Annotated in this window: 15 protein-coding genes; all 15 read right to left on the bottom strand. The window is 52.0% G+C overall.

The features are described 5' to 3' along the window. Positions 1-247: response regulator (locus tag V7Z75_RS03145; protein ID WP_334107160.1), on the bottom strand; the 247-nt coding region annotated here is incomplete at its 3' end. A 56-nt stretch (positions 248-303) separates the two neighbouring features. Continuing rightward, a complete protein-coding gene (locus V7Z75_RS03140) occupies positions 304-1,371 on the bottom strand; it encodes a protein-glutamate methylesterase/protein-glutamine glutaminase (protein WP_334107159.1) in 1,068 nt (355 codons plus the stop codon). Between the two features lie 43 nt (positions 1,372-1,414). Then, positions 1,415-2,026: a chemoreceptor glutamine deamidase CheD gene (gene cheD, locus V7Z75_RS03135; protein WP_334107158.1), complete on the bottom strand. Its 612-nt coding sequence runs from the start codon at positions 2,024-2,026 to the stop codon at positions 1,415-1,417. Between the two features lie 8 nt (positions 2,027-2,034). Then, positions 2,035-2,868, bottom strand: coding sequence for a CheR family methyltransferase (locus V7Z75_RS03130; protein ID WP_334107157.1), 834 nt, complete (start codon positions 2,866-2,868; stop codon positions 2,035-2,037). Between the two features lie 38 nt (positions 2,869-2,906). Continuing rightward, positions 2,907-4,715, bottom strand: a complete 1,809-nt coding sequence (locus tag V7Z75_RS03125; RefSeq protein WP_334107156.1) for a methyl-accepting chemotaxis protein — start codon at positions 4,713-4,715, stop codon at positions 2,907-2,909. A gap of 79 nt (positions 4,716-4,794) precedes the next feature. Further along, positions 4,795-6,474 (bottom strand): methyl-accepting chemotaxis protein, encoded by a 1,680-nt coding sequence (locus V7Z75_RS03120; protein WP_334107155.1) that lies wholly within the window; start codon positions 6,472-6,474, stop codon positions 4,795-4,797. 62 nt (positions 6,475-6,536) lie between these two features. Continuing rightward, positions 6,537-7,004, bottom strand: a complete 468-nt coding sequence (locus V7Z75_RS03115) for a chemotaxis protein CheW (RefSeq protein ID WP_334107384.1) — start codon at positions 7,002-7,004, stop codon at positions 6,537-6,539. A 71-nt stretch (positions 7,005-7,075) separates the two neighbouring features. Next, a complete protein-coding gene (locus V7Z75_RS03110; protein WP_334107153.1) occupies positions 7,076-9,451 on the bottom strand; it encodes a chemotaxis protein CheW in 2,376 nt (791 codons plus the stop codon). A 60-nt stretch (positions 9,452-9,511) separates the two neighbouring features. Then, positions 9,512-9,877, bottom strand: a complete 366-nt coding sequence (locus tag V7Z75_RS03105) for a response regulator (protein WP_334107151.1) — start codon at positions 9,875-9,877, stop codon at positions 9,512-9,514. Positions 9,878-9,946: 69 nt separating this feature from the next. Then, a complete protein-coding gene (locus V7Z75_RS03100; RefSeq protein WP_334107149.1) occupies positions 9,947-10,495 on the bottom strand; it encodes a chemotaxis protein in 549 nt (182 codons plus the stop codon). Between the two features lie 68 nt (positions 10,496-10,563). Next, complete coding sequence (gene motB / locus V7Z75_RS03095; protein WP_334107148.1) at positions 10,564-11,490, bottom strand: flagellar motor protein MotB; 927 nt, start codon at positions 11,488-11,490, stop codon at positions 10,564-10,566. A gap of 20 nt (positions 11,491-11,510) precedes the next feature. After that, positions 11,511-12,371, bottom strand: coding sequence for a flagellar motor stator protein MotA (motA, locus tag V7Z75_RS03090; RefSeq protein WP_334107146.1), 861 nt, complete (start codon positions 12,369-12,371; stop codon positions 11,511-11,513). Positions 12,372-12,510: 139 nt separating this feature from the next. Next, positions 12,511-13,311 (bottom strand): class I SAM-dependent methyltransferase, encoded by an 801-nt coding sequence (locus V7Z75_RS03085; RefSeq protein ID WP_334107144.1) that lies wholly within the window; start codon positions 13,309-13,311, stop codon positions 12,511-12,513. A 41-nt stretch (positions 13,312-13,352) separates the two neighbouring features. Further along, entirely contained in the window at positions 13,353-13,907 is a 555-nt protein-coding gene (flhC, locus tag V7Z75_RS03080) for a flagellar transcriptional regulator FlhC (protein ID WP_334107383.1), read from the bottom strand. A 59-nt stretch (positions 13,908-13,966) separates the two neighbouring features. Beyond that, positions 13,967-14,284, bottom strand: coding sequence for a flagellar transcriptional regulator FlhD (gene flhD, locus V7Z75_RS03075; protein ID WP_334107142.1), 318 nt, complete (start codon positions 14,282-14,284; stop codon positions 13,967-13,969). Positions 14,285-14,719 lie beyond the last annotated feature (435 nt).

The raw sequence follows: 14,719 nt of genomic DNA, 5'->3' as shown, positions 1-14,719 counted from the left end.
CCGGCAATGACGACAACGCCGGGTCTGCACGTATCTGCTGCAACATGGTCAATCCATCCATATTGGGCATGTTCCAGTCGGATACCACAAAATCAAAACTGCCGCTTCTCAGCTTGGCCAAGGCCATCACACCGTCTTCCGCCTCGTCCACATTGTTGTAGCCCAACTCTTTCAGCAGGTTGCGCACAATCCGACGCATCGTGGAAAAATCATCGACCACCAGGAATTTAGTATTGGGATTCGCCATTTATTACTCCAATTCAATCTTCTATTTGTATTGCCAGAAAAACACCTGGTATTCCATCACACGCGCAAGGCACGCGTACTGTTCGCAGCCAGGTAGTGCAACACTTTGCCCGGCATCTCATGCAGCGAGGTCACTTCATGCACGCCACCGGCAGCAATCGCCTCCTTGGGCATGCCGAATACGACGCAACTCGCTTCATCCTGCGCAAAGTTATAAGCACCAGCCTGCTTCATTTTCAACATGCCCGCGGCGCCATCCTTGCCCATGCCGGTGAGAATAACACCAATTGCATTCTTGCCCGCATAGGCCGCGGCAGAATCAAACAAAACATCGACTGATGGCCGGTGCCGGTTGACTGGCAGGTCATCGCTCAATTGCGTGACATAGTTGGCACCACTGCGCGCCAACAATAAATGTGAATGCCCCGGGGCAATATAGGCATGGCCCGGCAGCACCCGTTCGCCGCCTTGCGCTTCCTGCACGGAAATTTTGCACAGGCTGTCCAAGCGCTTGGCAAAGGATTGGGTAAAGCCTGCTGGCATGTGCTGCGCAATCAGGATGCCGGGGCAATCCGATGGCATTTGCATCAGGAAGGATTTGATGGCTTCCGTGCCGCCGGTGGAAGCCCCGATGATAATCAGTTTTTCACTACTAATCAGCGGATTGCGCACGGAGGGCAAACCGCCACTCTCCGCCACGGGCGCCAGAGATTTCCTGGCAACCAGTCGTGCTCGTGAGGCCACACGTATCTTGTCGGCGATCATTTCGCTGTATTCATGCATGCCGCTAGCAATCGACATCTTGGGTTTGGTCACAAAATCCACCGCTCCCAGTTCCATTGCCCGCATGGTGATTTCCGAGCCGCGCTCGGTCAGCGAGGAAATCATGACCACCGGGGTTGGCCGCAGCCGCATCAGACGCTCAAGAAAATCCAGGCCATCCATCTTGGGCATTTCTACATCGAGCGTCAGCACATCGGGATTTTTCTGCTTGATCATCTCCCGCGCAATCAATGGATCAGGTGCAGCGCCCACCACCTCCATCCCTGGCTGCTGGTTGATGATTTCAGTGAGCAAACTGCGGATCAGCGCCGAATCATCAATGATAAGAACTTTTATAGTCATGTCATCGCCTTGCATTCATTATTATTGGTAGCTGGTTTTCCATTCAGAACAACTCGACATCACCAGCCACCTTGCTAGTATTGATCTTCTTGGCGTAGCTCTCTTCACGGCTAGCCAAGGTATTGTTATGCAATTGCTTGAGCTTCTTGACCAATACCCGCCCTGTTCTGGGGAAGAAATACACCTTGCGGGGATAGATATCATTCAGGTCTTCCCCCACTACGCGGATATTCTCGTCCCGCAGGTATTTGCGCACAAATGCCGCATTTTTCTCGCCGATATTGATAGAGCTAAAGCCGCTCAGCACATTGCCGCCACCAAAAATCTTTGCTTCCAGATTCTCCCTGCGCGCGCCGCTCTTGAGCAATTGATTGATCAATACTTCCATGGCATAGGTGCCATAGCGCGCTGATTCCGAAACAGGATTATTGATGTCTGCCGGATTGCCTTCCGGCAGCATGAAATGATTCATGCCGCCAATGCCGGATACCCGGTCGCGTATGCATGCCGAAACACAAGACCCCAGCACGGTCACGATCACTAGATCCCTGGGAGTGGTGTAATACTCCCCGGGCAATATCTTGACGGCATCACAGTTGAAGGTCTTGTCAAAATACTGGTTGGTCGCTAATTGTTCTTCTATGAGGTTAGCCATATTCAGTCTCAACTCTGATTGAGGGCATACACCGTCTTGCCCAGGAGCCTGAATGCATTGGTTGCGTAAAGAAAGTTTTCCGAGTGGCCGGCAAACAGCAAACCATCCGGCTTCATCAAGGGAACAAATCTTTTCAAAATCGTGGCTTGCGTCGGCTTATCAAAATAAATCATGACATTGCGGCAAAAAATCGCATCAAACTGCCCATTGACCGGCCAACTGTCGCCAAGCAGATTGAGCGGCTTGAAGGTAATCAACTTCCGCAAATCATCGCGCACGCGCACCAAGCCTTCTTGCCTGCCCTTTCCCCTGAGAAAGAACTTCTTCTTTTGTTCCATCGTCAGCTTCTCAATGCGGTCATGGTTGTAAATACCTGCCGCTGCCGCGGTCAGTACATTGGTATCAATATCCGTCGCAACAATCTCCACCGGAGGCCGCAAGCTGCCAAACACCTCGCAAGCCGTGATCGCCAGGCTGTAAGGTTCTTCACCAGTAGAGCTTGCGCAACACCAGATGGAGATTGGCTTCTCCACCTTGCGCATATGTTCCGCCAAGATAGGGAAATGATGGTGTTCACGAAAGAATGAAGTCAGGTTAGTCGTCAATGCATTTGTGAATGCTTCCCACTCATCGGCTCCGGCCTCGTTTTCCAGCTTGTCGAGATAATGCTCAAAGCTCGAAATCCCCGTCATCCGCAACCGCCTAGCAAGGCGGCTATAAACCATTTCATGCTTGGAGTCCGATAACGAAATCCCCGCCACCTGGTAAATCAGTTTGCGCACACGGGTGAAATCGTGGTCCGTGAAATCAAACTCCCTCTCTGCGCTTGATCTGCCTGCCATACCTGCACCCAATTACACTTCCCCTTGCATGCTCACTATCAGAACTCTTCCCATTCATCACTGGAAAGATCCGGCCCTATCACCTTTTTAGGGATAACTGCCGCCTTGGAGCCAGAACTATTGAATCCCGATGACGCTGGCGTTTGCTGAGATTTTATCGGGCTTACTTTTGCCGTCACTTTCTTTGGCTTCGCAGCGGCAGACTGCACTGACTCAGCCTTACCAGGATGAGAGGACGACACTGTCTTTTTCACCGGCACACTCAATGGCTCTACCCTCACATCCCGGCCATTACCCAGTTTAAATACGCTCGCGGCACGCTCAAGTTGCAACACATCCCCTTTCAGCGATTCTGCCGCCGCTGCGGCCTCTTCTACCAATGCCGCATTACGTTGAGTCACTCCATCCATATCATTCACAGCCTGATTGACCTGGTCAATACCAATGCTCTGTTCATTCGAGGCCACCGTGATCTCGGCCATGATATCGGTCACATTGCGCACGGAAGCCATGATTTCATTCATGGTCGCGCCTGCCTGATCGACAAATACCACGCCGGTTTCAACACGCTCAACCGAATCGGAAATCAATCCCTTGATCTCCTTGGCGGCGGCTGCCGAACGGTGTGCAAGGTTACGCACTTCTGCCGCCACCACGGCAAACCCGCGTCCCTGCTCACCAGCGCGCGCGGCTTCCACTGCCGCATTCAACGCAAGGATATTGGTCTGGAACGCAATCCCGTCAATCACGCTGATAATGTCAGCGATCTTGTTGGCTGATTCGCTGATCAGGCGCATTCCATCCTTTGTTTCCTCAATCACCTGACCACCGCGCTCTGCCACGCTGGAGGCAGTCAGAATCAACTGGTTGGCCTGGCGGGCATTATCAGCATTCTGCTTCACAGTAGAAGCAAATTCATCCATCGAACTGGCAGTCTTTTCCAGTGAACTGGCCTGGGCCTCGGTACGCGCGGACAAGTCATTATTGCCGCTGGCAATCTCGCTCACGCTGGTATTGATGCGATGAACATTGGTACGGATATCCGTAATCATGGCCACAATGTTGACATTCATCTGGTTCAGCGCACGCAACAACATGCCAGTTTCGTCGGTCTTGTCACTGGTGAATTTAAGCGAAAGGTCCCCACTGGCAAGAGAGTTCGCAATATCGGTAGCTTCTCGCAAAGGTTTGATCACCGAAGAGGAAAACGACACTGCCATGGTGATGGCAGCTATCATAGCCACCACTGCGCAGACAATGATCACGTCAGCATCAAAACCACCCAATACTGCCGCAATCACAAGCAACATGGATAGCATGATGGCGAGCGTCGTCACCATCAACCGTGTTTTCAATGTCATTTGCCCCATCCTTTTCACCCTGGAAACCAAATCGGTTTTCAATACCTCCCCACGATACAACTTGAGTCCGTGATGCTTGTTTTCACGCAAACTGGCATAAATGCGCGTGGCCTGCTCAACCTGTTGGCGCGTCGGCTTAACCCGTACAGACATATACCCGACCACATTACCGTTCTGGCGCAAAGGGGTCGCATTGGCAAGCACCCAATAGAAATCGCCATTTTTGCGGCGGTTTTTCACCATCCCAGTCCAAGGTAAACCCTCCTTCAGCGTCGCCCATAAATCGGCAAACGCTTCTGGCGGCATGTCCGGGTGTCGCACCAGGTTGTGCGGCGCCCCGATCAGCTCTTCTTCAGTAAAGCCGCTAACCCGGATAAAGTCCTGATTGACATAAGTCAGCCTCCCCTGCAGATCGGTAGTCGACAAAATCGACTCCCCATCGCTCAGCAGATATTCATTGGCTGTTACAGGCATATTGATTCGCATGATATTTCTCCGTCATCAGGGTCATACCCCCTGCATACGCTCTTCCGTCTCTCGACAAAAGCAAATAATGTATTGTTTATTAACTGATCTTGAACACACTTACCGTGGATGACAGCTTCTGCGCCTGCTCTTCCAAGCTTTCCGCCGCCGCGGCAGCCTGCTCAACCAAAGCAGCATTCTGCTGGGTCATTTCATCCATTTGCCCGATTGCAATATTCACCTGCTCAATCCCTGAACTTTGCTCCTGGCTGGCCGAGGTAATCTCGCCCATGATGTCAGCAACACGCTGCACAGCGGACACTATCTCATTCATGGTAGTGCCTGCTTGATCGACCAGCTTGTTACCGATATCAACCTTTTCTACAGAGTCGCCAATCAATCCCTTGATTTCCTTGGCAGCGGCTGCCGAACGCTGCGCCAGATTGCGCACCTCGCTCGCCACGACCGCAAAGCCGCGCCCCTGTTCCCCTGCACGCGCTGCTTCAACGGCAGCATTCAAGGCCAGAATATTGGTCTGGAATGCAATGCCATCAATCACGCCGATAATATCCACGATCTTGCGCGAGCTATCCTTGATCGAACCCATGGTACTCACCACCTGCTCCACAACTTGTCCACCACGCACGGCGGAACCTGAGGCGGTGATCACCAACTGGTTGGCCTGCCTTGCATTGTCTGCATTCTGTCTGACAGTGGAGGTCAACTCTTCCATGGAACTGGCAGTTTGTTCCAGGCTCGACGCCTGGGACTCGGTACGGGAGGAAAGGTCCGCATTGCCGCTGGATATCTCGCTGGTAGCAACTGACATTGTGTCTGTGCTGGTGCGCACTTCGGTAACCAATTTGCGCAATTCCTGAACCATGGAGCGTATCCCGACCAAGAGACGGCCTGGTTCATCAATCGCGCTTTCATCAATCATGTCGAGCAGATCATTCTGCCGCGGCGCAAGGTCTCCCTTGGAGACGCGCCCGATCACGCGGATACCATAATTGATAGGCTCGATGATGGATTGGGTGATTACTTTCGCAAAAACCACGCCCAACAACAGGGCCAGCAAGCCAAGCCCGATGACAATCAACCGGCCCTGGCTACTGGAGCGCGAGTTGGCAGAGGCAAGCTCCTGCGCCCTGGCGCGCTCAAACTGCAACAGCTCATCTACGGCATCCTGGTAAGCAGCACGTGCTGCCTGGAATTTGCCCTCCACGCTCTCGAAAAACGCCTTTTGGTCCAAGCTCAACCTGGTAGTGACGTTGCGCTTTTCTTCCACACTGACTTGTTCATTGGTCAGCCATTGTTCAAGCGCTGCCACCCTAATATTCAGCCCGACCCTGACCTTGAACGCCTCGCTCACCACCGCATGGTAGTCCTCGCGCAGCTTGTTGATTTTCTCCAGGAGTGGCTGATACTCCGGCTCCTTCATGGACTCCACTATCTGCGCGCGCAGCTTGTCCACTTCCGACTCCTGCTCCTTCATCCTGTCGAGGAAATAGGATTCCTGGTCCTGACTGCGATTTCTGATATAAGCCACTGTATTCATGATGCTGATATTGGTATGCAGCTTCCAATCATTGAGCAGATCCTGCCTGAATGCAGATTGTTCAACAATCGTCTCGGTACGATTGCTCATTGACATCATCAATCCAAAACTGAGAATGACGATCGCTGTCATTAACACTAATACGACTCCAAAACCAATCACCAACCGCTTGGTAATTCTCTGGCCGTACATATAGTTCATCAATGGATTCAGTAACTTCATCTCCGGTTTCCGCCTTTCCCAGTTTTGAGTGTTGTACTAATTATTATTGTGTTATTGAGCCGTTAGCTGGCTACAGTGATATGGTCAATCAAACCCATTTCCGAACTTGTCATTAATTTGTCGATATCCACCAGAATCAGCATCCTGTCATCCAATGTACCCAGGCCGATCAGATAATCAGTGCTGAGGATGGACCCCATTTCTGGCGCAGATTTGATCTGTTGTGAGTTCAAGGTAGTGACATCGGACACGCTGTCCACCACGATACCGGTGATACGACTATTGATATTGAGGATGATGACGACAGTAAACTGGTCATAGGTAGGCGTGCCCAGGTTGAACCGAATACGCATATCCACGATAGGCACGATGATGCCGCGCAGATTGATGACACCCTTGATGAAATCCGGAGCGTTCACGATCCTGGTGACACTCTCGTAACCACGGATTTCCTGCACCTTGAGAATATCAATTCCGTATTCCTCACTGCCCAGTGTAAAAGCCAGGAACTCCTTGCTTTCCACCTCCATAGACCGGGATGAAACCAGTTGCGCCTGGCTCTCCGCCTTACTGCTGGTTATTTCTAACATGACAACACCTCTTAATAAATGGAAGTTTCAGTGATCAACTGTCTGCTGGACCGCAACAAATTGGTGACATCGAGAATGAGCGAAACACCGCCGTCCCCAAGAATGGTCGCCCCGGAAATACCTGCCACCTTGCGGTAGTTGGATTCAAGGTTTTTCACTACTACCTGCTGCTGCCCCACCAGCTCATCCACAAGCAATGCTGCTTTCTTGCCGTCCGCCTGCACCACCACCAGGATTCCATCCTTGGGCTCACGGTGGAGCGGCTCGATACCGAACATCTGGTATAAGGGAATCAAAGGCAGGTAATCTTCGCGCACCTTGACGAGACGGCCCTGCCCTGTGACGTCCTTGATGTCATCCGCCATAGGCTGCAATGACTCCATGACAAAACTGAGCGGCAGAATATAGACTTCATCTCCCACCCGCACCGACATGCCATCCAGTATCGCCAGGGTCAGCGGCAGCGAAATGGAGATCGTGGTGCCGTAACCTGCAGCGGAACGAATATCAATGACCCCGCCCATGGCAGTGATGTTGCGCTTGACCACATCCATACCCACGCCTCGACCAGAAACATCGGTCACCTGTTCGGCAGTGGAAAAGCCCGGGGCGAAAATCAGTTGCCAGACATCGCTGTCAGGCATGCTGTCTGAGACATTGAGTCCGGAGGATTTGGCTTTATTGAGGATACGCTCGCGATTCAGCCCGCCTCCGTCATCACTCACCTCGATGATGATGTTGCCTCCCTGGTGCCCGGCAGAGAGGGAAAGACGGCCAATCGGGTTCTTGCCTGCGGCTGCTCTTGCTTCCGGCGACTCTATCCCATGGTCAACGCTGTTGCGCACCAGATGGGTCAGAGGATCAACAATGCGCTCGATCAAGCCCTTGTCCAGCTCGGTCGCAGCGCCATTGGTAACAAATTCAACCTTCTTGCCGAGCTTGGTGGCAAGATCGCGCACCATGCGTGGGAAACGGGAGAATACGTAGTCCATTGGCATCATGCGGATTGACATCACGGCTTCCTGCAAATCGCGGGTATTCCTGGTCAACTGGCCAACACTGTTGAGCAGGCGTTCATGCAGCATGGGGTCCAGTGTGCTGGTCCGCTGCTCTATCATGGCCTGGGTAATCACCAGCTCGCCGACGAGATTGATGAGCTGGTCCACTTTCTCAATCCCAACACGGATGGAAGTAGTTTCCTGGCTGGCCGTTGCCTTGTCGGCTTCACGGCGAGGTCCGACCCGCTTGTTTTCCGGCGGCTCGTTCTTGGCCTGGGTTTCAGCTGCCGGCGTAGCAGCGGCAGTGGGCGCAGGAGGAATGGCATTGCTGTCGAACAAGCCAAAATCCCCCTCATCCAGTGGCGACGCCTCAGCCTTGACTGGCTCCGTCTTGATTTCCACAGCCGCATCGCTTTTCTCGGTCACTCTGATCTTGTCCACATCAACGACAAATGAACTCACGGCAAGAATACTGTCGCGGCTTTCCTCGGTTTCCAGCCACAAGGACTTCAAATCTCCCACGATCGGCTGTTGCGTGACCTTGCCGAGCAATTCCAGCTCAGAAACCAGGGTGGTCAGGTCGCGGTCCAGGATTTCCGGCATCTCGACCAGGTAATACCGCTTGCCACTGGCAACCGTTTTTCCACTGGAAACAGCATCCGCTCCAGCCGCACCCAGCTCGGTAATCACCAGATCATCGGGATCAAGAATAAAGGAACAAATGGCGACGATATCGTCCAGACTTTCTTCCGTTTCCAGCTTAAGCACATGCCGCTTGCCTACTGCGGGCAATGACTCCACCTTGCCCAGCAATGCCAGCTCAGCACTCAGCGCAATAACATCTTTTTCCGGCAGTTCCGGCAACTGCACCTGATATTGTTTTGTCTTGGCTGCTGTCCCAGCATTCGGCATATCCTGCGCAACCACTTTTTCCTGGACTGCTTCCATAGCTGGCGCAGCCGCTGCAATCACCCTGGGCGGCGCTACTGCCTCATGTCCATCCGCTTGCGCAAGGTTTTGCAACACCAACTTGATTTCTTGAACCGCTTTCTGATCAACGGCACTGCCATTGCGATGCCCATCCAGCTGCATCTTGAGAATATCCTTGGCTGACAGGAATACATCGACATGCTCTGCCGTCAGCCTCATTTCCTGTTTGCGTATCCGATCCAGCAGGTTCTCCAGCACATGGGTAATTTCGGTCATATCCGACATGCCGAAGGTAGCCGCCCCTCCCTTGATGGAGTGAGCCGCGCGAAAAATAGCGTTGAGATCTTCCGCGCCGGGTTGCTCAATATCCAGCTCCAGCAGCAAATGCTCAGCTTCCGCCAGCAGTTCATCCGACTCATCGAAGAACACCTGGTAAAACTGGCTCATATCAATTGTCATTATTCCGCCCCATTTCCATGCATACTCATCCGGTCCGACAAGATGTTGCCATCACACGCTTCATCCAATCACACGCTGCACCACGTCCAACAATCGCTTGGGGTCAAACGGCTTGACCAGCCAGCCTGTGGCTCCTGCCGCCCGTCCCAATGCCTTCATTTCGTCGCTGGACTCCGTCGTCAACATTAATATCGGCACTTTCTGGTAAGTACTGAGGCTGCGCAGCGATTTAATTAGGGTCAATCCATCCATGTTAGGCATATTCTGGTCAGTCAATACCAGATCTACGACATTGGTCTTGGCCTTGTTGAGTGCATCCTCGCCATCCACGGCCTCGATCACCTGATAGCCAGCCGCATTCAGGCTAAACACAACCATTTGCCTCAATGATCCTGAGTCATCCACAGCCAATATTGTTTTACCCATATCCTTTGCCCCTCGTTCCTGCACGTCTTACCATGTATTGACGCAGTTCTTCGTTATAAAAAGAGAAACCTAAAACAGCTCTATCTCGCCAGTTCCCATATGCTGCTGATTCACAGATGACTGCAAATCCTTGTGCATGGCAGCACGCCGTTCATTCAATGACTCGCTCATCCGCTGCAGGATGGCCGCAATATCCTCATGGGAGTGCCCTGTCACCAACGACTCATGCTGATCCGCCATCGCCAGCAGCAACAGCTTGAGCCCTCCCACGCGCGCAAGCGCACGGGTCAGCAACTGGTTGGTCATATCTTCGAACTGCATCCCCGTCACCACCCGGTTGACCTCGCTCTCGATTTGGCGGCTATACATCGCCACTTCAGCAAGATGTTGCTGCGAAAGCTGGGAACTCACGCTCAAACTCAGTAATATCTGCTGTTGCGCCTGGGCCGCCTGATTGATCGCCATGAATCCATCCACCAGCATCGTGATAGCTTCGCGCAATAACCCATTGGCGCGATTAAGATCAGTTTCCACATGCTCAAGATGCTCCTCGCCCCAGCCACCGAGACTGACCAGCAACTCTTTCAATTCATCTATCGGTATCGTCTGACTTGCCATATCCAATTACCTTGTCCAGACTGCATTCAATTTGCAAAAAACAAGAGAAACCCCTTGCACCACCTCTATCATGGCGCTTTCCTCTCGTCAGTCAGCGCTGATACGTCTTCCGCGTTTTCCACTTCCATGGAACTATTGTCATTGATGGTTTCCTCTTCCGCCTTCTTGTTCATGATAATGATGCTGATACGGCGATTGACAGGGTTCAGTGAGTTGTCCTTGTCGAACAACACCGCGGAGGAAAGCCCCACCACCCGCAGCACTTTCTCTTCCTTCATCCCCCCTGATACCAGTTCGCGGCGGGATGCATTGGCGCGATCCGCAGATAATTCCCAGTTACTGTAATAACGTTCCCCACCTGGATAAGGTGCTGAGTCAGTATGTCCCGACAAACTAATTTTATTGGGAACGTCATTAAGCAATTGCCCAATTTCATGCAATATCTGGCGTGCATACGGCTGCAGCTCCGCCTTAGAAGAGGCGAACATGGGTCGGTTTTGCTCGTCGACAATCTGAATCCGCAGGCCTTCCGTTGTGATATCGAGCAGCAACTGCTGCTTGAATTGGCGTAGCGTAGGACTGGCCTGGATAGCCTCCTCAATACGTTTCTTCAGCGCCTTGAGCTGTTGCAATTCTGCCTTGGCTACTTCTTCTTTCGCTGTCTTGAGGTCAGGCTTCTTCTTTCCCTCCTGGTTATCGCTCTTCCTGATCTGCCCCTGTTTCTTGGTCATATCGTTACCGCCCCCCTTGAGGACGCTATCGCTGGCACCAGCCCCGGAGCCACCTTGCATCGCCACCTTGAGAGGCGTCTTGAAATATTCGGAGATACCTTCCAGATCGGCCTTGGTAGTAGAACCCAGCAGCCACATCAGCAGGAAGAATGCCATCATGGCTGTGACAAAATCGGCATAGGCGATTTTCCAGGCGCCTCCATGGTGTCCTCCACCATGAGTCTTGATGCGCTTGACGATAATGCGAACGTTTTCCTGGGCCATCTTGTTCTCCGTACCCCGAACTAACGGGCCTTGGCCTGCTTGACGTGCGCCTCAAGCTCGGTAAACTCAGGGCGTTCGGTGGAATACAGCACCTTGCGGCCAAACTCAACCGCAATGGCCGGCGCATAACTATTGAGGCTGGCGAGGAACGTCACCTTGGCGCACTGGAACATCTTGGAAGATTCATCTGCCTTGCGTTCCAGCAAACTTGCCAGCGGCCCGACAAACCCATAAGCCAACAGAATGCCGAGGAAGGTCCCCACCAAGGCATGGGCAATCAACATGCCCAGCTCGTTGGGAGGCAGGCCAACAGATTCCATGGTATGCACCACGCCCATCACCGCAGCCACGATACCGAATGCAGGCATGCCATCGCCCAGCCTGGCAATGCAATGGGAAGGCACCATGCTCTCATGGTGGTGAGTCTCGATTTCGTTATCCATGAGGTTCTCGATCTGGAACGCATCCATATTGCCCGAGGACATCAGACGCAGATAATCGCAGATGAAATCCATCAAGTGATGATCGGAGAGCACATCGGGATATTTGGAGAAAATCTGGCTGCTTTCAGGATTCTCGATGTCATTCTCCACCGACATCATGCCGTCACGGCGGATCTTGGTCAGGATCTCGAACAGCAGCGCCAGCAGATCCATGTAGCGCGCCTTGGTATATTTCGAGCCCTTTAATACGCTCGGCAGGGCCTTGAGCGTTGCCTTGATGGCCTTGGCATCGTTGCCCACTAGAAAAGCGCCAATGGCGGCACCTCCGATCATGAGCAGTTCCAGTGGCTGGAACAGGGCAGCCAAATGCCCACCCGCCATGGCAAACCCGCCAAATACACTTCCAAGTACAACCAGGTACCCTGCTATCACCAGCATATCAGCACACTCCGCTCGGGTTGCATAACCCCGACTTCTTTAAGTTATTCTCAGCATAGCAAGCAAGCCAATATTCTGATTGTGGTAATTAAGGTGCAATATCCCCTTATATCTGAATCATCGCAGCTTGAATGCCTTCCTAAAATTCCCAGACGAAAATACTTGGAGCGTCAGGCTTATCTTGAATCTGCAATTTGGGAATCACGCCCGGAATATCAAACTCGTAACTGATAAGCAAACTGCCTGCTCGCATTTCCTGTTCTGCCTTACGCCAGAGATCAGGCATTGCCGCCGGGGAAAGGTACGCAAACACAACATCGTACCCAGAGAGGTTAACGGCCTGGTAATTGCCATACTTGAATCTTGCAGGAGATTTTTTTAATGTGGCTAACACAGCGCTGACCAGCCATGGCAAAGGCGCCAGCTCAATTCCGGAGCATTTGGCATGAGAACATTCCCGCGCCAGGTACATCACGAGACCACCCAGTCCACTGCCGATATCCAGAATACGAACCGGCCTATCCTGGGGAATCAGGTGTTTGACCCTTTGCCAGGTTGCGGGCAAGGTCGGATAGAACGGCACCTGGGTGCGATATGTGCTCCAGAACACGGTCAAGGTGAAACAAAACGCCATCAGGTAAACCCAGCTGGGCAAATGCCATTGCAGCATAAGCAATATCGCCAACGGGAACAGCAAATGAATCCAGCGCCACCACGACGCCATCCCCAGCAGCATGGCTAATCCGCCAGCCAACAGCCCCTGCAATAAAAACAGGGACCACACCGGCAGGCTCATCCCGTCAAATTGCCACAGATATAGCTGGATCAGGCACCAGACCAAACCCAGCACACCCAATTGCACAAAAAAAGCCAGGATAGCGGGGGGTAACCGCTTCCTGGCATCACACAACTCCAACACCGGATCCTGATCGCTCGGCATGGTCAGCATCCATTAAAAATTTGGCGGAACATACTTATATATTAAGCGCTCAGCGCGATAGCTTGCTGCTCCCTGGCCTTCTTGGTTTTGCCTGCGCGTGAAGGCACATGGCAAAGATTGCATTGATATTGTTCATGCAGATCGTAGGCATTGACGACAAACTCCCCGCCACAGCAGCTGCACCGATGCATCTTCAACATATTGCTGTCCAGGAAACGGACCAAGGTCCAGGCACGAGTCAGCGACAACACCAGATCTTCGTCATCAGGCTCGCTGCCGACCTGCTGCAGATATAGCTTATAAGCCTTTATCACGGCAGTAATGCCGGTCACGCCCGCATGCTGAACCAAGAAGCGGTGGATGTTCACAAAAATTGAGGAATGAATGTTCGGCTGCCAGGTTAAGAACCAGTCTGTCGAGAATGGCAGCATTCCCTTGGGAGGCGACATGCCCTTGATTTCCTTATACAGCTTGATCAGGCGCTCACGGGACAAGGTAGTTTGAGACTCCAGCAATTGCAATCTCGCGCCCAGTTGGATCAACTGCATTGCCAGCTGAATCTGTTCTGCCTCATTCACTACGCTCTTGCTCATGATAACTCCCGATGCTTTAAATATTATGATGCTTAACGATCTACGATGCCTGCCCAGATCAATCAGGCGATTTCCTCAACGCCCTGGCCCGCCATCAGGATGGCAGCGTGCGCCTGGGCCTGCAGTCTATCTTTGGTGTAGCTGGTCAGCATGCCCAGGATAGCGGTGTCATCAAAACGGAAACGGGTCAGCATCATATTAAAGCTGCTGAGCTTGAGAAGTTGGGCGTTGCTCAGGCCTTCCAGCAAATCTGCAATATCCTGGCTCAAGCCCAGGCGGAAAATTGCAGCGGCCTTGTCTGCACGAATCATCTGTTGTGCAAGCATCAGATAACTAAGATTGGCATCCTTGATCTCTGCCATGATTTCTTGCTCGTTCATTTCCAGTCCCCTTGCTTAGAAGTTGCGTTGCGGTGTGCATCGCTGGTGAGGCGTACTTTGAACTTATTTGGAAGGAAGACAAACTGGGGTCTGTCGGTTTTTTCGTACAGACGAACAAGCATAGCCGATACGGTGTTTGTCTTACAAACACCGTATCGGCTATGCAGCATCAGGCTTTCAGAGGAGGTATGCAGCTAAATTTCAGTTATTCACTGAGTCAAACTTTTTATATCTCGCAAAAATTCTCTATCGAACATGAATGTTTAACGGCAGCTCTTTATTAATCTTTAGGATAATTTTTAAAAAAATTACAAAAATTTCATAACCAACTGATTTATATTGAAAATTAATTAAAAATATTTTTTCTTCTATATCTCTATCGGCACGATTCAGCCGGACTTTAGGTTCTTTTTAAAAAATTTTCACCTACTCCAT

The sequence above is a fragment of the Methylobacillus sp. genome (assembly GCF_036844465.1).
GTDB lineage: Bacteria > Pseudomonadota > Gammaproteobacteria > Burkholderiales > Methylophilaceae > Methylobacillus.
This window is presented reverse-complemented; position numbering and strand designations above follow the sequence as displayed.

Coding starts and splice junctions, on each gene's coding strand:
- V7Z75_RS03125 (WP_334107156.1), bottom strand. CDS start 4,715: ATGCGAATCAATATGCCTGTAACAGCCAATGAATATCTGCTGAGCGAT.
- V7Z75_RS03105 (WP_334107151.1), bottom strand. CDS start 9,877: ATGGGTAAAACAATATTGGCTGTGGATGACTCAGGATCATTGAGGCAA.
- motA (WP_334107146.1), bottom strand. CDS start 12,371: ATGCTGGTGATAGCAGGGTACCTGGTTGTACTTGGAAGTGTATTTGGC.
- V7Z75_RS03110 (WP_334107153.1), bottom strand. CDS start 9,451: ATGACAATTGATATGAGCCAGTTTTACCAGGTGTTCTTCGATGAGTCG.
- V7Z75_RS03115 (WP_334107384.1), bottom strand. CDS start 7,004: ATGGAGGTGGAAAGCAAGGAGTTCCTGGCTTTTACACTGGGCAGTGAG.
- motB (WP_334107148.1), bottom strand. CDS start 11,490: ATGGCCCAGGAAAACGTTCGCATTATCGTCAAGCGCATCAAGACTCAT.
- V7Z75_RS03120 (WP_334107155.1), bottom strand. CDS start 6,474: ATGAAGTTACTGAATCCATTGATGAACTATATGTACGGCCAGAGAATT.
- flhD (WP_334107142.1), bottom strand. CDS start 14,284: ATGAACGAGCAAGAAATCATGGCAGAGATCAAGGATGCCAATCTTAGT.
- V7Z75_RS03140 (WP_334107159.1), bottom strand. CDS start 1,371: ATGACTATAAAAGTTCTTATCATTGATGATTCGGCGCTGATCCGCAGT.
- V7Z75_RS03130 (WP_334107157.1), bottom strand. CDS start 2,868: ATGGCAGGCAGATCAAGCGCAGAGAGGGAGTTTGATTTCACGGACCAC.
- cheD (WP_334107158.1), bottom strand. CDS start 2,026: ATGGCTAACCTCATAGAAGAACAATTAGCGACCAACCAGTATTTTGAC.
- V7Z75_RS03085 (WP_334107144.1), bottom strand. CDS start 13,311: ATGCCGAGCGATCAGGATCCGGTGTTGGAGTTGTGTGATGCCAGGAAG.
- V7Z75_RS03100 (WP_334107149.1), bottom strand. CDS start 10,495: ATGGCAAGTCAGACGATACCGATAGATGAATTGAAAGAGTTGCTGGTC.